The 17,970-nt window shown below is 71.3% G+C and carries 19 protein-coding genes and 5 pseudogenes; 16 read left to right on the forward strand and 8 right to left on the reverse strand.

The features are described from left to right. Positions 1-36: 36 nt before the first annotated feature. From RM590_RS28150 to RM590_RS28160, 3 genes and pseudogenes are all read left to right on the forward strand, one after another. Positions 37-357: pseudogene (locus RM590_RS28150) on the forward strand (cellulose binding domain-containing protein); the annotation flags it as partial. Positions 358-512: 155 nt separating this feature from the next. Further along, positions 513-794, forward strand: a complete 282-nt coding sequence (locus tag RM590_RS28155; protein ID WP_311707552.1) for a hypothetical protein — start codon at positions 513-515, stop codon at positions 792-794. 64 nt (positions 795-858) lie between these two features. Next, positions 859-930: pseudogene (locus RM590_RS28160) on the forward strand (nitroreductase family protein); the annotation flags it as partial. A 413-nt stretch (positions 931-1,343) separates the two neighbouring features. On the opposite strand, the pseudogene RM590_RS36100 reads toward RM590_RS28160, so the two are convergent. From RM590_RS36100 to RM590_RS28200, 6 genes and pseudogenes are all read right to left on the reverse strand, one after another. After that, positions 1,344-2,550 (reverse strand): annotated as a pseudogene (locus RM590_RS36100) (ATP-grasp domain-containing protein). Then, positions 2,547-3,602: a pyridoxal-phosphate dependent enzyme gene (locus RM590_RS28180; RefSeq protein WP_311707572.1), complete on the reverse strand. Its 1,056-nt coding sequence runs from the start codon at positions 3,600-3,602 to the stop codon at positions 2,547-2,549. The pseudogene RM590_RS36100 and the gene RM590_RS28180 overlap by 4 nt, the downstream one beginning before the upstream one ends. 5 nt (positions 3,603-3,607) lie before the next feature. Continuing rightward, positions 3,608-4,075, reverse strand: a complete 468-nt coding sequence (locus tag RM590_RS28185) for a hypothetical protein (protein ID WP_311707556.1) — start codon at positions 4,073-4,075, stop codon at positions 3,608-3,610. After that, the gene (locus RM590_RS28190; protein ID WP_311707557.1) at positions 4,072-4,857 is read right to left on the reverse strand and encodes a class I SAM-dependent methyltransferase; all 786 of its coding nucleotides are present in this window, start codon (positions 4,855-4,857) and stop codon (positions 4,072-4,074) included. The genes RM590_RS28185 and RM590_RS28190 overlap by 4 nt, the downstream gene beginning before the upstream one ends. A 362-nt stretch (positions 4,858-5,219) precedes the next feature. Beyond that, positions 5,220-5,741, reverse strand: a complete 522-nt coding sequence (locus RM590_RS28195) for a hypothetical protein (protein WP_311707558.1) — start codon at positions 5,739-5,741, stop codon at positions 5,220-5,222. Positions 5,742-5,963: 222 nt separating this feature from the next. Next, positions 5,964-6,113 (reverse strand): hypothetical protein, encoded by a 150-nt coding sequence (locus tag RM590_RS28200; RefSeq protein ID WP_311707559.1) that lies wholly within the window; start codon positions 6,111-6,113, stop codon positions 5,964-5,966. 245 nt (positions 6,114-6,358) lie between these two features. Here RM590_RS28200 and RM590_RS28205 point away from each other — a divergent pair. The 10 genes and pseudogenes from RM590_RS28205 to RM590_RS28245 all read left to right on the forward strand — a co-directional run bounded on the left by RM590_RS28205 (position 6,359) and on the right by RM590_RS28245 (position 15,241). After that, a pseudogene (locus tag RM590_RS28205) lies at positions 6,359-6,934 on the forward strand (PepSY domain-containing protein). Between the two features lie 2 nt (positions 6,935-6,936). After that, the gene (locus tag RM590_RS36105) at positions 6,937-7,140 is read left to right on the forward strand and encodes a hypothetical protein (protein WP_394813989.1); all 204 of its coding nucleotides are present in this window, start codon (positions 6,937-6,939) and stop codon (positions 7,138-7,140) included. A 91-nt stretch (positions 7,141-7,231) separates the two neighbouring features. Continuing rightward, complete coding sequence (locus RM590_RS28210) at positions 7,232-7,912, forward strand: hypothetical protein (RefSeq protein ID WP_311707560.1); 681 nt, start codon at positions 7,232-7,234, stop codon at positions 7,910-7,912. Between the two features lie 117 nt (positions 7,913-8,029). Beyond that, positions 8,030-8,602 (forward strand): sigma-70 family RNA polymerase sigma factor, encoded by a 573-nt coding sequence (locus RM590_RS28215; RefSeq protein WP_311707561.1) that lies wholly within the window; start codon positions 8,030-8,032, stop codon positions 8,600-8,602. 531 nt (positions 8,603-9,133) lie between these two features. Continuing rightward, positions 9,134-10,201 (forward strand): ABC transporter substrate-binding protein, encoded by a 1,068-nt coding sequence (locus RM590_RS28220; RefSeq protein ID WP_311707562.1) that lies wholly within the window; start codon positions 9,134-9,136, stop codon positions 10,199-10,201. Between the two features lie 11 nt (positions 10,202-10,212). Then, positions 10,213-11,256 carry a FecCD family ABC transporter permease gene (locus tag RM590_RS28225; RefSeq protein WP_311707573.1) on the forward strand — a complete coding sequence of 348 codons (1,044 nt, stop codon included), beginning with the start codon at positions 10,213-10,215 and terminating at the stop codon, positions 11,254-11,256. Continuing rightward, positions 11,253-12,032 (forward strand): ABC transporter ATP-binding protein, encoded by a 780-nt coding sequence (locus RM590_RS28230; protein WP_311707563.1) that lies wholly within the window; start codon positions 11,253-11,255, stop codon positions 12,030-12,032. Before RM590_RS28225 ends, RM590_RS28230 begins: the two co-directional genes overlap by 4 nt. Before the next feature lie 172 nt (positions 12,033-12,204). Further along, positions 12,205-12,468 carry a hypothetical protein gene (locus RM590_RS28235; RefSeq protein ID WP_311707564.1) on the forward strand — a complete coding sequence of 88 codons (264 nt, stop codon included), beginning with the start codon at positions 12,205-12,207 and terminating at the stop codon, positions 12,466-12,468. Between the two features lie 59 nt (positions 12,469-12,527). Further along, positions 12,528-14,750, forward strand: coding sequence for a heavy metal translocating P-type ATPase (locus RM590_RS28240; RefSeq protein WP_311707574.1), 2,223 nt, complete (start codon positions 12,528-12,530; stop codon positions 14,748-14,750). Beyond that, positions 14,747-15,241, forward strand: coding sequence for a copper chaperone PCu(A)C (locus tag RM590_RS28245; protein WP_311707565.1), 495 nt, complete (start codon positions 14,747-14,749; stop codon positions 15,239-15,241). Before RM590_RS28240 ends, RM590_RS28245 begins: the two co-directional genes overlap by 4 nt. Positions 15,242-15,450: 209 nt before the next feature. Here the strand turns inward: RM590_RS28245 and RM590_RS28250 are convergent, their stop codons facing one another. Then, complete coding sequence (locus RM590_RS28250; RefSeq protein ID WP_311707566.1) at positions 15,451-15,606, reverse strand: hypothetical protein; 156 nt, start codon at positions 15,604-15,606, stop codon at positions 15,451-15,453. 118 nt (positions 15,607-15,724) lie between these two features. Here RM590_RS28250 and RM590_RS28255 point away from each other — a divergent pair. Then, positions 15,725-15,829: pseudogene (locus RM590_RS28255) on the forward strand (LLM class flavin-dependent oxidoreductase); the annotation flags it as partial. On the opposite strand, the gene RM590_RS28260 reads toward RM590_RS28255, so the two are convergent. Continuing rightward, entirely contained in the window at positions 15,822-16,235 is a 414-nt protein-coding gene (locus RM590_RS28260; RefSeq protein ID WP_311707567.1) for a hypothetical protein, read from the reverse strand. The pseudogene RM590_RS28255 and the gene RM590_RS28260 overlap by 8 nt on opposite strands. A 275-nt stretch (positions 16,236-16,510) precedes the next feature. Here RM590_RS28260 and RM590_RS28265 point away from each other — a divergent pair, with 275 nt between their 5' ends. Together RM590_RS28265 and RM590_RS28270 are read left to right on the forward strand one after the other, a co-directional pair. Continuing rightward, on the forward strand, positions 16,511-16,636 hold the full coding sequence (locus tag RM590_RS28265; RefSeq protein ID WP_311707568.1) for a hypothetical protein: 126 nt from the start codon (positions 16,511-16,513) through the stop codon (positions 16,634-16,636). A 553-nt stretch (positions 16,637-17,189) separates the two neighbouring features. Beyond that, the gene (locus tag RM590_RS28270; protein ID WP_311707569.1) at positions 17,190-17,861 is read left to right on the forward strand and encodes a class II glutamine amidotransferase domain-containing protein; all 672 of its coding nucleotides are present in this window, start codon (positions 17,190-17,192) and stop codon (positions 17,859-17,861) included. Positions 17,862-17,970: the final 109 nt, after the last annotated feature.

The raw sequence follows: 17,970 nt of genomic DNA on the forward strand, positions 1-17,970 counted from the left end.
CGCAGCCAGAATCCGGGCGGGCCCGGAGACACGGAGGGCACCTGCTCTGTGGGTTACCGCTCGGTGGGGGAGTGGGAAAGCGGTTTCCAGGGGGAGATCGTGATCCGCAACACCGGCACTGCCACCCTCAACGACTGGTCGCTCGGCTTCACCTTCGCTGACGGCCAGGTCATCACCAACATGTGGGGCGGCACCCCCACGCAGAACGGCGGCTCGGTGAGCGTAACCCCCGCCTCCTACACCAGCACTATCCCGGTCGGCGGCTCGGTCACCCTCGGCTTCGTCGCCAGCAGGGCCGGCACCAACACCGCACCCACCGCCTTCACCCTCAACGACAGCACCTGCGCCACCGCCTGACCCGAGCCCATCCGCCGGCGGGGCGTCGCATCCGCGGTCGCCCCGCCTGTGCACAGACCTTCCGGCCCCGTAAGGTTCGCCAGCGGTCACCCTCATTGGAAGGGGGGGTCGGGCGGTGACTGCCGGATAGCTCCCCCTGTGTCATCGTGGCAGATATGCACAGGGAGCCGGCTGACCACAGGCACCAGCACCCGGGCGGGCCGTGGCCCGCCCCGTCCCCGGCAGGGCAGGTGCTGCTGGTGCTCCGCCCGGCCGCACGGCTGCGCTGGGCAACCGTGACCGTGGCGGCCGTGATCAGCCTCGTCTTCCTGTCTCCCGCGGGCGCCCTGGGCGGAGTGGCCGCGCTGCTGGCCACCGCCGTGGTCGAGACGGTGGTGTGCGTGCTGCTGTGGATGCGCGCGTCCCAGGTCCGCGTCGTCGTGACGGAGCACCAGTAGAGACCGTCGGTGTGTTCCGCCGCTGCCTCCACCCGCGGGCGGAGGCAGCGCACGCGGTGCGGGCGAGATACTTGAACGTGTGCCGGCCGCAGCGACGCGGGCTCCGTCGAGTGGGAACCTCCAGCCGTGGCATGTGCTGGGCGCCGGCCTCGACGATGGCGACTGCGCGGTACTCGGCTGCCCTCGATGGTCATCCGCGAGTTGTCCTGGTCGCAGCCCTCGGGAGAGACGTAGGTCCTGGCGTCCGCCCGGGCGAGGTCCTCGTGGGTCGCGAAGCCGGTGGTCGCGTCGAAGCCCTGGACGTCGGTCGACGGCCCCGGCTCGGAGGAACCCCCGCACGCGGTGATGAGGGGGAGTAGCCCCGTCGCCAGGACGGCGGCGGATCGGCCACGGGACATTGATGGATCCTCGCGGGCAGGACACGGACGAACGCTGGTCAGCCGCGGTAGTCGGCCCACGAGGACCGGAAGTTCCCGGGGGCTCGTCAATCGGTAGCTCCCGGTTCACACCCGACTCGTCCGCACCACCGAATCGCCGTTTCGTGGATGCTCAGGACCGCACGACCGGGCGCACGCTGCCGGCGGCGCTGAGGGCGCGGTGCAGGGCAAGTTCGGCGATGGCGGCCTCGGCGAGGACGATGCCGGTGCAGCCGCGCTGGGCCGTGGAGATGGTGGACCGGATCGCCGGGGGAACAGGGTGGGGTACCACTCAGGGGTTCCCGGGAAGGCTGGAGGGTGTCGAGGCCGGTCCAGCCGGTGAGGGTGCCGTCGTGGGTCGGGTGGACGAGGACGAAGCCGGTGGCCGGTCCGGTGTCGAGCGGGGTGTCGAGGAGGACGGGGCGGCGGCCGAGGGTGGTGTCGATCAGGGCGTCGTAGACGTTGGTGGCGAGGCGGCGGCACAGCGCCTCGCCGACCAGGGCGCCGCCGATACGGCGGTTGATCTCCACGAGTTCGGGCCCGTTGGCGGTGAGGACGAACTCGATGTGGGCGAAGCCGGCGTCGTGGCCCACGGCGGCCAGCAGCCGGTCGGCCCACTCCTCGATCCTGGTGGTCTCGGCGTCGGGGAACGCGACGGGGAAGGCGGCGGCCTCCTCGCGGACGGCGGGTTCGGGGGACATTTGGCGGCTGCACACGCCGAGTAGGCGGGTCTCGCCGGCCCAGCTCAGGGTCTCCGGCTGTAGAGCGGTCCTGAGGCGAGCGGTTCGGCGAACAGCCGGCCCTTCAACGGGGTGTGGGAGGCGGCGGTGAGGGCGGCGCGCAGGGCTCCTTCGTCGCGGACCAGCCAGACGCCGCGCGAGGAGGTACCGGTGGTGTCCTTGAGTACCGCGGGCAGCCCAATGGTCTCGAGCACGGCCGGGGCGGCCTCGGGGACAGGGATCGACGGGGTGGGCGCGCAGTCGGCTGAGGCCACGGTCGTGGAGGAGGTCGCGGACGCGGGACTTGTCGCGGATCAGGCGGACGGCCTTCGGCTCCGGTCCTGGTAGGCCGAGTTGGCCGCGAGGTCGGCGGCGGGGACGCTGAAGGTGCCGGTGGAGTTGATCAGCCCGGCCAGGTCCGGGAGCTGGGCCAGGGTGGCGGCGCAGGCGGCGGTGTCCAGGGTGTCGATGTCGAGGGCGTCCGGCGGAAGTTGGGCGCGTTCATGGCGGCAGACGGCGCGGTTCTGGGTGAGGAGGCACAGCAGGTGTCCGGCGGTGGCGGCCGCCTCCACCAGGCGGCCGAGGCCGAAGGAGAGCCAGCTCCAGGGCGGCTATGGTCACACGGTCTCCTCGGGGCGTGGGTGTGCGGGCGGATGGGGGCTGCGTCGCCATTCCATGACCGACCAGGGCAGGGCGAGGCTGGCCAGATCGGTGATCTGGTGTGGCTTGAGGGTGTGCGGGTCCGGCGCCTCGCGGTGCCGGGCGAACGCGCGCTCGACATAGCGGTGTCCGGTGTCGGCACCGAGGATCAGATAGGTCCGCTGGGAGTGGCGGGCCGCCTCCCATCGGGCGGCCAGGTAGGCGGCGCCGGTGGAGAGGCCCGCGAAGACGGCGTGGTCGCGCAGGAGTCCGATGGCGCCGGCCATGGCGTGCCGGAAGTCGATCCAGTGCACGGTGTCGTAGAGCTCGTGGCGTACGTTGCCGAAGGGGATGGCGCTGCCGATGCCGGCGATGATGGCCTCGGGGTCGCTGAAGCGATCGCTGCCGAAGGTGACGCTGCCGAAGGGCTGGAGTCCGACGAGGCGGACGGCCTGGCCGCGGCGGCGCAACGGCAGGACGAGTCCGGCGGACGAGGCACCGGTGCCGACGGCGCCGACGACGGTCAGCTCGCGGTCGGGCAGCGCGGCGGCCACCAGGTCGGCGAACTCCTCGTACCCGGTGTAGTGGACGGGGTCGTGGTACTGCCGCATCCAGTGCATGTCGGGCTGCCGGGCGAGGAGTTCGCGGACTCGGCGGACGCGCCGTTCCTGGTCCAGAAGCAGGTCCTGGGAGGGCGGCATCTGGTCGACCGTGGCGCCCAGGATCTCCAGTTGGACGCGCATGGTGGCGTCGACGGTGGTGGAGGCGACGATGTGGCAGCGCAGGCCGTATCGGTGGCAGGCCAGGGCGAGGGCGAGGGCGTAGATACCGCTCGAGCTGTCGACCACGGTCTGGCCGGGGGTGATGGTGCCGCGGTCCAGGAGGGTGCGGACGGCGCCGAGCGCCGCGTAGATCTTCAGGGTCTCGAAGCGGGCCAGGACGGTGTGGGGGGTGAGCCGGATCAGGTCGGGGGCCTTGACCGCGTCGGTGATGTGCGCGTGGACGGTGGGGACGGTGGCGGCGGGCGGGTGCATGACGGTCACCGTCCGATCGAGCGGGGGCAGTCGGCCGTGGTGTCGTGGGAGCCGCTGACGCCGTGGGCCACCGCCTGTTCGGGGCGGGGGTGGGTGATTGTTTGGCCGCGGTTGGAGACGGTGATGGTCTCGGTCTCTTCGGCCGATCCGGTTTTGAGTCCGGCCCCACAGCCGGTGGGCAGCGGATTCGCGGTCAGCGGGGCCGCCCCCGGGGTCCGGGGCAGCGGTGGTCGGATCATGCGGGGTGTTCCCTCCAGGGAGGCGGTGGCGTGCGGCAGGTCCCGGAGCGGTTGGGTGGCCCCGGCGCGCGGGTGACGCACGATGATCGCCTCGTCGGCCAAGACGTGGCGCGGCGGCTCGGGCGTCAGGACCCTCGGCGGGACGGCCGGCGGTGACCAGGGCTCCCGGTCGAGCACGGCCATCCGGTGGCACGCGGTGACCGTCGGGGCCGCGTCCTGCGCGACGATCGTCACCACTCCTCCTGCGTGGGTGCGTTGGGCCGGGTACCGCGGACGATGAGCCGCTTCGCGTGCTGGTCGTAGGGGGCGCCGTCGAAGTCGCCGTAGCACTCGACGTCGGTGAAGCCGACCGCCTCGAGCATCGTGCACAGCTCGGCCCCGCTGTAGAGCCAGCAGGTGAGCGATGCCTCCCGGGCCGTGTCGCCGCGTACCAGCGTCCAGTCGGTGCGCAGCCGCCGCCAGCCGTCCAGGATGGTGTCGCGCTGGATGACGTAGCCGCCTTCCGCGCCGTCATTGCCGTCGTCGTTGTCGAGTTCGACGAGTTGCGGGCGGCCGATCCAGCCGGCCAGCACCTCCTTGCCCAGCACATCGATGAGCAGCCGCCCGCCGGGTACCAGGGAGGCGTAGGCGTTGCGCAGCACCCTGGCGTTGTCCTCGGGGTCCTCGAAGTAGCCGAACGTGAAGACGTTGAGTACCACGTCGAAGGACCTGGGTTCGGCGAATGTGAGCATGTCGGTGGTCACCAGACGCGCGTCGACGCCGGCCCCGGCGGCGGCTCGCTCCGCGCGTTTCAGCATGGCCGGGCTCAGATCCACGCCCGTCACCCGATAGCCGCGGCGCGCCAGCGGAACCAGAAACAGGCCGGGCCCGCAACACAAATCCAACACACGGGCATTGCGCGCGAATTCGAGAAGGAGCGCCTCGTCGACGAGTCGTACGATCTCCGCACCCCTTCGAGCGGAGAACATGATGCTGGAGAAATCCGACCAGAATTCCTCTTCCTCATACCACTGCATTGCGCGAACCCCCGGCTCCGAAGCGGGCGAGGACGCTAGCTGCGCCGCACGGAACGGTAGTTGATCGACCCATGGGTGACAAGACACGGACAGCAGTCCATTGCAGGGAAAATCAACCGGGAACCGAAACTGGTTTTCGGTCGACTAATAAAGGGGATTCGTCCATTCTTTTGCGGTCCACGACTTCTGAAAATCATGCCGGGAACTTTCCTGGCCCGTGGGACGACTGGTCCTCCGTCGGGGTCCGATGGCGCGGTATGCGCGGTCGCGTACGGGCAGGCTCGGGGGAAGGATCCTCACCTGTCTCGACAGGAGCAGATGGAGGTCACGCATGGGCTGGTGTGCTGGGTCTGGCTACGCCGTCAGAGCGTTCCGCATACGATCCGCCCCGGTGTCGGTCGACGGGTCTGGATCCGCGGGTTGATGGCCGCGCGATCATCGTCCACTGCGGACGTGCCGAGGCGCCGCGCGCCCGGGTGCGGCACGCCCTCAATGGCTCTCGACTCGCCCTGCCCGTGGGCGGGTTCCTCGTCAATATCGGAACCTTCGCGGTCCATCCGTATCTGGCCGTCCTGCTGCGTGAGCGGCTGTTCCTGTACTTCCTCGGTGCGGTGACGTATCTGGCCAGGGCGGGCAGGCGGGCGTTGACGGTGCTCGCCCTGTTCCTCAGCTGTGGCGCGGGCGCGCTCTACTCGTCCGCGTACCGTGGTTACCTGGTGCATTCCGCGCCCCCTGAGCAGCGGCCGCGACTGGTGTCCGCGGGTAACGCCGCCGGCAATCTCGGCATCGCTCTCGGCCCGGTGGTCGGGGCGCTGTTCCTGCACGAGCCGGGCCGGTTGTCCGCCGTGAACACGGTGCTCTACGCCGTGCTGGCGGTCGGTCACTTCTTCCTGCGCCCGGAGGGGCCCGGTCGAGGAGGGGCCGGCCGTCGAGCCGTTCCGGCGGGTGCTACGTGGCCTGGCGGTGATGCCGTTCGTGGTGACCGTGCTGACCCACTACCTGTACATGCAGTTCTACCAGTACCTGGTGGTATTCATGGAAGGGCGCCTGTCCACGGCCTTCTACGGCGTGGTCATGATGGGGTACTCGCTCGGCCTGGTGGTGGTTCAGCCGCTGGTGGCGCGTTGGGTCGGAGGTACCCGCCACTCGGTGGCGATGGCGATCGGCTTCTCGTGCATGGCGGTGAGTATGGCGGGGTTCGCCACCGGGCGGCCGGTCGGCATCGCCGCCGGTGCCGTGGCGATGAGCGTCGGCAACGCCGTGCTGTTCCTCAAGAACGACCTGGAGGCGCTGGCGCGGTCGAGGCGGTCGGCCACGGTGACGTTCGGCCAGCAGCGGCTGGCGGTCGGGGTGGGCTCGTTGCTGAGTGGGGTGGTGGGCGGCAGCGTGTACGGGCTGTTCGAGGGGGCTGATCGTGCGCAACCAGGAGATACGTCATGGCCATGGAATCGCTTTCCGGTGTGCTGCCCGAAGATCCACCGGCCGAGCCGCGGGCGTTCTCGTGGCACCGTTCCTGCTGGTCGCGGCCGCGAGCGGGTTGCTGCACGCGGTGTCGTTCCAGGTGGAGAAGCTGGTTTACGCCGACGAGTTGCGCGTCCCCGTGGGCGACCACGCGCGTGCTGCTCACCGGGGTCCCCGGAGTCGCGGAGGGCACACCCTGGCGGTGTTCGTCGACCCCTGCACCGCGGACGCGCGCGGGGCGCTGGAACAGTACGGCAGCACGGGCGCGTTGCTGTTCCGCACCTGGTTCGACGAACTGCACCGCGACCTGCACCTGGGCCAGCCGGGCCGGCTGTACAGCGAGTTCGCCGCGAGCTGACTGTGGGTGATCACCGGCGCCGGCCTGGTGCTGTGGCTGACCCGGGCCCGCGCGCGGTGCCGGGTGCGCGGCACGACCGGGCGGCGGCGCACGCTGGGCCTGCACGGCTCGGTCGGCGTGTGGGCCGCCGTCGGGCTGTTCTTCCTGTCCGCGACCGGGCTGACCTGGTCCACCTACGCCGGGGCCAACGTCGAGGAACTCCGGACCTTCTCAACCAGATCGCCCTGGTCCTCCTCGCCGTATCGCTCACCACCCTGATCGTGCTGGGCTACCAGATGTGGTGGCGGCGCGGCCGGGGCCGGCGCCTTCGGGCGCCCGCTGCCAAGCGGCGCCTGGCGGCAGGTGCCGGGGGCGTGCTGATCCCGCTCAGCGCGGTCCTGCTTCTCGTCGGCTGGTTCCTACCGCTCTTCGGGATCCCCCTGGCCGCTTTCCTGATCCTGGACACCGCGGTGGGCGCTATCTGAGCCCGGCGTAAGGGAGATTTCGGCCGGGTGCTTGCTCCGGCGACCGCCCGGCACTTCTCCCACAACGCGCCAATGGGACGATGCGGGAGTCATGAGAGCGAGTCCGATGGTGCGGGCGGCGCGGGCCTTGGTGTTCGCGGCGCTGTGCGTGCTGCTCTCCGCGCTTGCGCACCAGACGATGTCCGGCCACCCGGTCCCCCTGCCGACGCTGGCGGCGGCGGGTACGGTGACCGGTCTCGGCGCCTGGGCTTTCGCGCGCCGTGAGCGCGGGCCCGGTGCCGTCATCGTCGGGGCGCTCGTCACGCAGGGGCTGCTGCACACCGCGTTCACGCTCGCGGGGCCGCATGGCGCGCCCCGTATGGCGATGTCCGCGCGCGAGTGGGCCGACCTGCTGCTGTGCGGATCGCCGAACAACGGTTCGCTGTCCCAGGGTGAGGCCGTCGAACTGCTGAACCACGCGGGCCTGGGACATCTCGGGGCGGCGCCGTCCCACGGGGGCGGCGATCCGACCGGGATGCTCGCGGCCCACGTGCTGGTGGCGCTGCTGAGCGCGGTGTGGCTGTGGGGCGGCGAGCGCGCCGTTTTCCGCCTGCTGCGGGCCACCACGCGGCGGCTGCTCGCCCCGGTGCGGTGGCTGCTGTCCCCCCGCCCCCTCGTGGCGCCGGCGGCGTGGTCCACCCTTTCCGCGGTCTCCGACCACGCGCCGCGCCAACTGCTTCTCGTCCGGGTCGTCCCTTCGCGCGGCCCACCGGCGGCGCCCGCTGTCGCCTGACAACACGGCGCTACCCGGACCGCGGCCGACGAGCCGCGGCCGGTTCCACCAACTCACCGGCGCGTGGCCGCTTCCGTGCGGGCGCGCCGGTCCACGCGAAGGACACAGAGAACAACCGTGGAATCCACCACTTCCTACCGCGCTGCCCGAAAAAGGGACGACGCCGCGGTGACCAGTTGGGCGTTGGCGGCCGGTGCCGGGGACGAGAGCGCGGTCGAGCGCTTCGTCGTGGCCACCCGCCCCCATGTCCGGCGGTTCGTCATCCACCTCACCGGCGACGCCCAGGCGGCGGACGACCTCACCCAGGAGACGTTCCTGCGCGCCCTGCGCGCCCTGCCCCGCTTCGAGGGCAGGTCGTCGGCCCGCACCTGGCTGCTGGCCATCGCCCGCCGTGCGGTCGTCGACCGCGTCCGCCACGACCTGGCCAGGCCCGTCCTGGTCTGCACCGACGCCTGGCAAGCCGTGGCGGAGGCGGCCCAACCCCGCCATCTCCCCGGTATCGACGAGAGCGTGGCCCTTGACGACCTGATGGCCAAGCTGCCGGCGGAGCGCCGGCAGGCGTTCCTGCTGACCCAGGTCCTCGGCCTGCCCTACGCGGAGGCCGCGATCGTCAGCGACTGCCCGGTCGGCACCGTCCGATCCCGGGTGAACCGGGCCCGGCGGACGCTGACCGCCCAGTTGCTCACCTGACGGCGGACCGGCTCTGGCGTGGCCGGCACCGCCTGGCGAACCGGGTGATGCCGGCCACGGCAGGACCGGGGGAGCGGAAGCGTCGAGTTCACCGATGACCGCCGCCGTGTCCTGGGGGTTCGGTCTCGGTTGGGTCCGAGGTTCCCGTGCCTCCGTCGTCCTCGCGCGTACTGGGCCCGCCCGGCCCGGCCAGCCTGCCCAGGCCGAAGGAGAGGTAAGAACACCACCACGAGCAGCAGGAGGAAGGTGAGGATGGCGAGTGAGGGAGGCCAGGACGGGGACGGCACGGTGGGCTCCGGTCGTTGGTCGGCGGGCGGCGGACGCGCACCACCCAGGTCGGTAGTCGGTCGGGTGCGCCCACGGGCTCCGCGTCATCCGGTACGAGCCGGCACCACCGTATCTGGCCGACGAACCGATCTGACCCTCCTGGAACTCGGCGGCCACCGGCGCCGACTGCTGGTTTGGGTCCACGTAGCGGCTCATATTCAGCGGAAAGCAGGAGGGATCATGCTCCGTCGGTCCAAGGGCACGATGGGTTGTTGGGCCGTGGCACTGGCCATGGCCGCGGCCGTGGCCGGATGCGGCGGGGACGGCGGCACACTGTCTGGCCCGGGCGAGGGTGCCGCTGGCGAGTCGGATGCCGCGTTCCCCGTGACCGTGGCCGACTGTGCGGGCACGGAGACGGTGATCGAGTCCGCGCCGGAGCGGATCGTGACCAGCAACGCCTCCAGCCTTGAGCTGCTGTTGCGACTCGGTGCCGGGGAGCGGGTGATCGGCACCGGCTTTCCGCCGGGGCCCGGCACGCTGCCCGCCGAGTTGGACGAGCAGGCGCAGGCGGTGCCGGTGCTCGGCGAGGGCGTCATCGACAAGGAGACGCTGCTCGGCTCGGGCGCCGACCTGTACATCGACACCTTCGGCTCGATGGACGGCATGGGGGGGATGACGGGATTCCCCACCGAGGAGGAGTTCGCCGCCGTCGGCATATCCCACGTGTACCTGCTGTCCACGGCCTGCGCCTCGACGACGGACGAGCCTCGGGAGGACCTGTCCGCGGTGCTGGAGGACATCCGGCGGATGGGGGCCGTCACCGGCACCTCGGACCGGGCCGAGGAACTGGTCGCCGACATGACCGGGCGTCTCGACCAGGTGGCCGGCGTGGTGGACGACGTTCCGGCGGACGAGCGACCCTCGTACTGGATCTTCGACTTCGACGCCGGCACCGAGCAGCCGATGGCCGTGTGCAACCGTCAGGTCGCCAACGCCGTGCTGACCCTGGCCGGGGTGCGTAACGTCTTCGCGGACTGCGACACCGACTTCCAGCCGACGTCCTGGGAGGACGTGGTGGCCGCCGACCCGGACTGGATCCAGCTCGCCGTCCGTAACCGCGGCGGCGCCGAGGCCACCGAGGCGGCCTTCGACGAGGCCGAGGCATTCTTGCGCGACCACCCGGCGACGCGCGACCTGGCCGCCGTGCGCGAGGGGCGCTTCCTGCGGATCGGTCTCGAAGTCACCACTATCGCTGGGGTGCGCGACGCCGAGACCGTCGAGACCATCGCCCACACCGTGTACCCCGACCGATTCTCGGACGGGGAGCGGTGACCGGCATCGCCATGGCTCGGGGAGCCTCGGTGCGGCGGGCCCGTCCCGCCGCGCTCGGTCTTGCGCTGGCGGTCGTGTTGGTGGCGGCGCTGACCGTCGCGGTGAGCCTGGGCTCCACGGACATCGCCCCGGACATCGTGTGGCAGGTCGTGGCCCGTCGCCTGACGGGGCAGCCCGCCAGGCCGGGCACCGACGACCTGATCGTGTGGCAGCTGCGGGTGCCTCGGGCGCTGCTTGCCGCGCTGGTCGGCGCGGGCCTGGGCCTGGTGGGCACGGCGGTGCAGGCGCTGGTGCGCAACCCGCTGGCCGACCCGTATCTGCTGGGTGTCTCCAGCGGCGCCTCGCTCGCGGCGGTCGCCGCGATCGTGCTGGGCGCCGGCGGCGGCCCGCTGAGGGCGGGTCTGTCGGCGGCGGCGTTCGGCGGAGCGCTCGGGTCCTTCCTGCTGGTGTGGGTTTTCGCCGCTCGCGGCCGGGACTTCTCGCCGCTGCGGCTGGTGCTCGCCGGCGTCGCGGTCGGGCAGTTCCTGTCCGGTTTCACCAGCTACCTGGTGCTGCGGGCGGGGGACCAGCAGCAGACGCAGGGCGTGCTGTTCTGGCTGATGGGCAGCCTGGGCGGCGCCACCTGGGAGCGGCTCGCGCTGCCCGCGCTGGCCGTGGCCGCCGGCCTCGTGGTGCTCATGGCCCGTGCCCGGGCGATGAACGCGGTGGCGATGGGCGACGAGACGGCCGCCGCGGTCGGGGTGGACGCCCGACGGTTGCGGCGCGAACTGTTCGTCGTCACCAGCGTGTTGACCGGGGTGCTGGTGGCCGTCTCGGGAGCCATCGGCTTCGTCGGGCTGCTGGTGCCGCACCTGTGCCGGCTGCTGGTGGGCGGCGACCACCGCCGGCTGCTGCCGCTGTCCGCGCTGGCCGGGGCACTGCTGCTGACGGTCGTGGACGTGGTGTGCCGGGTGGCGCTGCCCGCCCAGGAACTGCCCGTCGGGGTGGTCACCGCGCTGCTGGGTGCGCCGACGCTGCTCTATCTGCTGGACCGAAGGCTGGGGAGGACCGCGTGAGTGTGGCGATCGAGGACGTGCGGGTCGCGCTCGGCGGGCGCGATGTGGTGGCCGGTGTGACCCTGCTGGCCCACGACGGCGAGATCGCCGGACTCGTCGGGCCCAACGGCAGCGGCAAGTCCACCCTGTTGCGCACCGTCTACCGGCATCTGCGGCCGGACGCCGGCCGGGTGCTCCTCGACGGCGACGACCTCACCCGTCTGCCGCCGGCGCGCGTGGCCCGCCGGATCGCGGCGCTGCCTCAGGAACGGGGCGGCGACATCGCGCTCACCGTTCGCGAGATGGTGGCGATGGGCCGCATCCCGCACCAGCGGGCCTTCGCCGCCGAGGGCCCCGCCGACGTCGCCGCCGTCGACCGCGCCCTGACCCAGGTCGGCATGGCCGCCGCCGTCGACCGCCCCTTCGCCGCCCTCTCCGGCGGCGAACGACAACGCGTGCTGCTCGCCCGCGCGTTCGCGCAGGACACCCGCGTCCTGGTCCTCGACGAGCCGACCAACCACCTGGACATCCGCCACCAGATGGAACTGCTGTCGCTGCTCCGCGCCCACCGGCGGACCACCCTGGTCGCGCTGCACGACCTGAACGCCGCCGCCTCGGTCTGCGACCGGCTGCACGTGCTGGCCGACGGCACGTTGCTGGCCTCGGGCCCGCCGGCCGAAGTGCTGACCGCCGAGCTGATCGAGCGGGTCTTCGGCGTCCACGCGGCGGTGACCAGGCATCCGCTCAACGGCGATCCGCTGATCGCCTTCGACCACCGGCGGGTCCCCTGCGACTGACCGGCGCCGAGGCAAGGGCCCGCCGTACGGAGCGGCGGGTCGGTTCCCGTGACGGGCGGGGGAACGGGGCATCGCTCCGCATCGAAGCAAACCCGCTGTGGGCGGGGGCGGCGTGCCGGCATGACGGCCGCTCGTCAGACCGCCACAGCTCACCAGGTAAAGGGGTTCTCTCATGAAGTCCACGACTCTCCCGGACCGGCTGTTCAGCCGGTCCCGAGCGGAGCGCCGCCCAGGGCCACCGCCCTCGGTGTACGCCTTCGCCCTACTGCTCGTGCTGGTGTTCGCGGCGTCCTACGCCGTCGGCAGCCTGGCCGGCCCCGTGGCCCCCGGCATGCGCGAGCAGCCGTCCGGCGGGGAGCCGGAACGGTCCGAGCACGGTGGCGACGGCGGCGGGCACAGCCTGCCCGCGCCCGACGCCACGGCGGTGACGTGGTGAGCGCCGCCCCGCAGGACGCGCACGTCGACCAGGAACTGACCGACCTGGAGATCGGCGGGATGACCTGCGCCGCCTGCGTCAGCCGGGTGGAGCGCAGGCTGGCCAAGCTCGACGGGGTCAGCGCCAGCGTCAACCTGGCGACGCACCGGGCCCGCGTCACCCACCCCACCGAGGTGCCAGTCGCCACGCTGATCGAGGCGATCGAGGCCGCCGGCTACACCGCCCGGCGGCCCGAGCCGCGACTCGGGGCGGAACCGGAAGCCACCGGCCGGCCGGCCGCCGAGGCCACGGCGCTGCGCCGGCTCGTGCTGGTACTGGCGATGTCCCTGCCGGTGCTTGCGCTCTCGATGGTGCCGCCCTGGCAGTTCCGCAACTGGCAGTGGCTGTGCTTCATGCTCACCGCCTATGTCGTGGTCTGGGGCGCCTGGCCGTTCCACCAGCGGGCCGTGCGCGGACTGCGGCACGGCGCGGCCAGTATGGACACGCTGGTCTCGCTCGGCGTCGCCGCGTCCTTCGTCTGGTCCGGCTACGCGCTGTTCTTCGGCGGCGCCGGCATGCCCGGCATGACCATGCCCTTCAGCCTGCTGCCCAGCGCCTCGCCCGACGTGGCCCACCTCTACCTAGAAGCGGCGGTCGCCGTCCCGGCCTTCGTGCTGCTCGGCCGCTACCTGGAGAGCAGGGCACGCCACGACTCGGGCTCCGCCCTGCACGCCCTCGCCGAACTCGCCACCAACGACGTCACCGTCCTCGACGGCGGCGAGGAACGCCGCGTCCCCGTGTCCCGACTCCAGGTCGGCGACCGGTTCCTCGTCGGTCCCGGTGAGCGCGTCGCCACCGATGGCGTGGTGGAGGCGGGCAGCAGCGCGGTCGACCTCTCGCTGATCACCGGCGAGAGCCGGCCCGTCGAGGTGTCGCCCGGCGAGCCGGTGGCCGGCGGCGCCGTCAACTCGGGCGCCGTGCTGGAGGTGCGCGCCACGGCAGTCGGCAGCGATACCCAACTGGCCCGCATCAGCCGCCTGGTGGAGGAGGCACAGACCCGCAAGGCCAGGGTGCAGCGGCTGACCGACGCCGTCAGCGCGCGGTTCGTGCCCGTGGTCCTCACCCTGGCGGCCACCACCCTCGGCTTCTGGCTCGGCGCGGGCGCGGCGAGCGAGGCCGCGGTCACCGCCGCCGTCGCCGTGCTGGTGGTCGCCTGCCCCTGCGCGCTCGGCCTGGCCACGCCCACCGCGCTGCTCGCCGCGACCGGCCGGGGCGCCAGGATGGGCGTGCTGATCAGCGGCCCCACCGCCCTGGAGGCGCTGCGCGGCGTCGACACCATCGTGCTGGACAAGACCGGCACCCTCACCACCGGACGACTGACCGTCACCAACATGACGGCGGACGAGGGCATCGACGCCGACCGAGCGCTGGCGCTCGCCGGCGCGGTCGAGTCCGCCTCCGGGCACCCGCTCGCCAGGGCGATCACCCGCGCGGCCCGCCACGCGGCGCCCGATCGGCGACTGCCTGTGGCCACCGCCGTCGAACAGACCCCAGGACTCGGCGTACGCGGCGAGGTGGACGGCCGTCTGGTGTGCGTCGTCCAACCCCCCGCCGGGCTGCCCACCCCGCTCGCCGAGGCGGTGGAGCGGGCAGACACGGCCGGCGCGACGGCCGTCCTGGTCACGGTCGACGGCGCGCCCCAGGCCATCATCACCCTCGCCGACGGCCTCAGGAGCGACACCTACCGGGCCATCGACCACCTCAAGCGCCTCGGGCTGCGCCCCGTGCTGGCCACCGGCGACCGCGAGGCCCCCGCGGCAGCCGTCGCCGCCGACGCCGGCATCACCGAGGTGCACGCCGGCATGAGCCCTCAGGACAAAGCCGCGTTGGTCGCCGACCTCCAACGGCGGGGCGCGCAGGTGGCGTTCGTCGGCGACGGCGTCAACGACGCCGCCGCGCTGGCCGGAGCCGACCTGGGTATCGCCCTGGCCAGCGGCACCGACGCCGCCGTCGCGGCGGCGGACGTCACGCTGGCACGCGAGGACGTGCACGTCATCGCCGACGCCGTCCGACTGGCCCGCTCCACGCTGGCCACCATCCGCACCAACCTCGCCTGGGCCTTCGGCTACAACCTGGTGACCGTTCCGCTTGCCATGCTCGGCCTGCTCAGCCCGATGATCGCCGCCGCCGCCATGTCCGCCAGCTCGCTGCTCGTCGTCGCCAACAGCCTGACCCTGCGCGGCAAGCAGCCGCGCAGGGACGAGCGGAGTCAGGCCCGGGCGACCACGCGGAGTGCGGCGTGAACCGGCCCACGATCCCCGCCAGGATCACCGAGGTCCTGGGTGCCGCCGTCGCCCCCCTGGCGGCCTGCGTGCTGGCGCTGACCGGGCTCACCGCCTGGACGCTCAGCGGGCAGGCCGGCCGCCCGGCCGAGCTGACCGTGACCGACGCCCGGGTCTGGACGGCCCCCAACCCGGCAATTACGGCCGCCTTCTTCACCATCTCCAACACCGGCGAGGGCGCCGACGACCTCGTGGCCGTCACCTCGCCGCTGTCCGACGACATCATGCTGAGCCGCTCGGTCGACGTGACCGAGACGGCCCGCACGATGGAGATGCTCGACTCGGTGCCCATCGGCCCCGGCGAGGTATTGGAGATGACCCCGCTGACTCTGGACGTCATGGTGCGCCGGCCTGAGCCCGTCGCGGTCGGCGACCAGGTGCCGTTCACCCTGCACTTCAGGAATAGCCCCAGCGTCACGGTGCGGGCCGAGGTCGTGTCCCCGGGAAGCTGACCCTGCTGCCCGTTCAGTCGTCCAGAGCGAGGCGATACGCGGCGTGTATCGCCTCGCACACGGTGGCCGTTGCCGTCAGCCGGTGGGCTGAGGCTGGTCGGCGGCCAGGTCGTCGTCCTCGTGGTTCCGGCCGCGGGCGGGTGCCTGCGCGCGGGGCGGTCAACGGCAACGGGCGCGACTCCCGGCGCGGTCCCCGCGACCGCGGCCGCTCACTGGGCCGGTCCGGCGGGCAGCAGTTGGAGCAACAGCAACCCGGCGAGCGGCATCCGCAGCGCCCGGACCAGCGTTCGGAACGAGCCCTCGAACCAGACGTTGTGCCGTACAGCAGGGTGTGCCAGGTGCTGAGGACGTAGACGATGTGACACTCTGTCACTGTGCTGCTGCGGCGGTGATCGTCTGGGACGCCTGCCGAATGACGTGTCAGTTTCCAGAATCGGCTGCGTGGATGCCTGAAGTCCCCTGCACACGGCCGAGTCGCCGCTCGCCCGCATCACCACCCTGGAACAGGCAGGCATCGACGAACTGCTCATCCAGCCGGTGATCGACCCACCCACCGAGATGGCCCAGCTCGCGGAACTCCTCACCTGAGCGGGTGGTTCGTGGGGCTGTGTCCGGTATGGCGTTGGCTCTGGGTTAGGGCTGCTGGTCGCGGGCCGGGTGAGGGTGAACAGGCCGGGTTCGGGTTCGCGTTCGGCGAGGACGCCGCGGGCGACGAGGCGTTTGAGTTTGGCGTGCAGGCTTTCAGTGTGGTTGGCGGTGGTGTCGACGCCGAGCGCGCGGGGCAGATGTCCTTGGCGCGCAGCCCGTTACTGTCGCCGGTGGTGGTGAACACTGCGAGGATCTGCTGGTAGGCGGTGCTGGCCAGGGTCGCGTCTGCGGATGGCGGGTCGTCGGCGCCGGTGATCCGCAGCAGCGTGGCACGGGTGGTCGTGAGATCGGCCAGTTCGGTCTCGGCGGCGGTCGGCTGCTCGGCGTGGTCGCCTTTCTGCTGCACCGCGCTATCCCGCCGGTGGAGCCGAAGACACACATGGCCTACCCGGCCCTGATCGCATCGGTCGGCCGGGTGGCGCGGCAGGAGCGGGTGGTTCGCTGGACCCTGGTCCTCGGGGCCATCGGCTTCGGTGCCTTCACGGGCGCTCTCGCCGCACGGCGTGCAGGCCGTCTGCACGACCGTGGCCGGTCCCTGCCGGCCACCGGCGCGCCCTGGGCACTGGTCTGCTCGTCTTCGGCACCGCGGCCCTCGCGGGCCGCTCCGTCTGGCTGCTCGTCGTGGCCATCCTGCTGCTGGACATCGCCATCACGGGAGCGAACATCCTCAACGCGACACGCCTGTACGCCGCCGTGTTCAGGCAGGCCCGCAGCAGGATAAAGCGCTTCAAAGGCATATCAAGTTGATCATGACTCAAAAGCGTCTAGTGGAATTGGGCTGGCTGCGGGATTCGTCTTCATGCTCTGTGTGATGTCGCAGTTCAGGATGGTGTCGCGCCAGGCCGTGATCGATGCGAAAATACACTATAAAGTTGCAGATGATCTTAATCGTTAAATTTGGGCTCTCCTTGCTGAAAGGGGTCAGCTATTCAGCCCAATTAACGAACTCGCTTGCATGGGGCAATGAGTCATCGCGTAAAGTGGAGTGGAGAATTGCCTAGCAGGGTATTTTCGATGGGGGAGAGAGTGTCGCGAAAGCGAACAGAAACAGGGGGCCACGGCTGCCGCAGTTATTGGCGCAGCTGCACTTGCAGGACTGCATCGACCACGGTGACCAGTATGGCGTGCACGGAAGGGTGCCACCTGAACGCCGGTCACTAATTCGCGGAGTTGAGCGGTGACGAGCTCTTGTGTCGGCCCCGGATAATTCGAATTTTATTTGAAAGCCTGGCTGGCTAACCCGACGGAACTCCAATGGCCAACCGATTTTCTGTCTGACTTGCATGCGAGGAGGCACGTGATGTGCGGCATCACCGGTTGGGTCGACTTCTCCCGAGACCTCACCTCGGAACGGCCTACGTTGGAGGCCATGACCGGCTCCGTGTACCGACGGGGCCCGGACGCCGAGGGCGTATGGCTTGCACATCACGCAGCCTTGGGCCACCGTCGCCTCGCAGTCATCGATCTCGAGGGAGGCGGACAGCCCATGACCGCCCACCGGAGCCGGACCGAGGAACCGGTGGTGCTGTCATACAGCGGTGAGGTCTACAACTTTCGCGAACTGCGGTCCGACCTGATCACGCGGGGGCACCGCTTCGAGTCCGCCTCCGATACCGAGGTCGTTCTCCGGGCCTACCTGGAGTGGGGAACGGGCTTCGTGGACCGGCTGACCGGGATGTTCGCCTTGGCCATCTGGGACAGCGCCCGTGAGGAACTGCTTCTCGTACGCGACAGGCTGGGGGTAAAACCCCTCTACTACTACGCCTACGCTGACGGCCTGTTGTTCGCTTCCGAGCCCAAGGCGATCATCAACCACAGGTTCTTCACCGCGCGCACCAGCGAGACCAAGCTCCCGATACTGTTGAACCCCAGGCTCGCCATGCCGTGGGAGACGCCTTACACAGATCTGCGGCAGGTGCAGCCAGGTCACATGGTGCGCGTCGACCGCTCGGGGGCGGAGCAATGCTCATGACTTGTGGATCGGCTCCGCGGGGAGCGTGCGAAGGGCGTACCTTCCCGAGTGAGTGATCGTCAAGTCACCGAGTAGGCCCGCGATGCGAACGCGGGTCGGGAAGGCACGC

Source organism: Streptomyces litchfieldiae (assembly GCF_031845365.1).
In the GTDB taxonomy this organism is placed as follows: domain Bacteria; phylum Actinomycetota; class Actinomycetes; order Streptomycetales; family Streptomycetaceae; genus Streptomyces; species Streptomyces litchfieldiae.

What these genes read in the sequence shown, in the direction of transcription:
- RM590_RS28225 (WP_311707573.1), top strand. Translation starts at nt 10,213, where the DNA reads ATGGCTCGGGGAGCCTCGGTGCGGCGGGCCCGTCCCGCCGCGCTCGGT.
- RM590_RS28155 (WP_311707552.1), top strand. Translation starts at nt 513, where the DNA reads ATGCACAGGGAGCCGGCTGACCACAGGCACCAGCACCCGGGCGGGCCG.
- RM590_RS28270 (WP_311707569.1), top strand. Translation starts at nt 17,190, where the DNA reads ATGTGCGGCATCACCGGTTGGGTCGACTTCTCCCGAGACCTCACCTCG.
- RM590_RS28220 (WP_311707562.1), top strand. Translation starts at nt 9,134, where the DNA reads ATGGGTTGTTGGGCCGTGGCACTGGCCATGGCCGCGGCCGTGGCCGGA.
- RM590_RS28240 (WP_311707574.1), top strand. Translation starts at nt 12,528, where the DNA reads ATGACCTGCGCCGCCTGCGTCAGCCGGGTGGAGCGCAGGCTGGCCAAG.
- RM590_RS28210 (WP_311707560.1), top strand. Translation starts at nt 7,232, where the DNA reads ATGAGAGCGAGTCCGATGGTGCGGGCGGCGCGGGCCTTGGTGTTCGCG.
- RM590_RS28180 (WP_311707572.1), bottom strand. Translation starts at nt 3,602, where the DNA reads ATGCACCCGCCCGCCGCCACCGTCCCCACCGTCCACGCGCACATCACC.
- RM590_RS28235 (WP_311707564.1), top strand. Translation starts at nt 12,205, where the DNA reads ATGAAGTCCACGACTCTCCCGGACCGGCTGTTCAGCCGGTCCCGAGCG.
- RM590_RS28190 (WP_311707557.1), bottom strand. Translation starts at nt 4,857, where the DNA reads ATGCAGTGGTATGAGGAAGAGGAATTCTGGTCGGATTTCTCCAGCATC.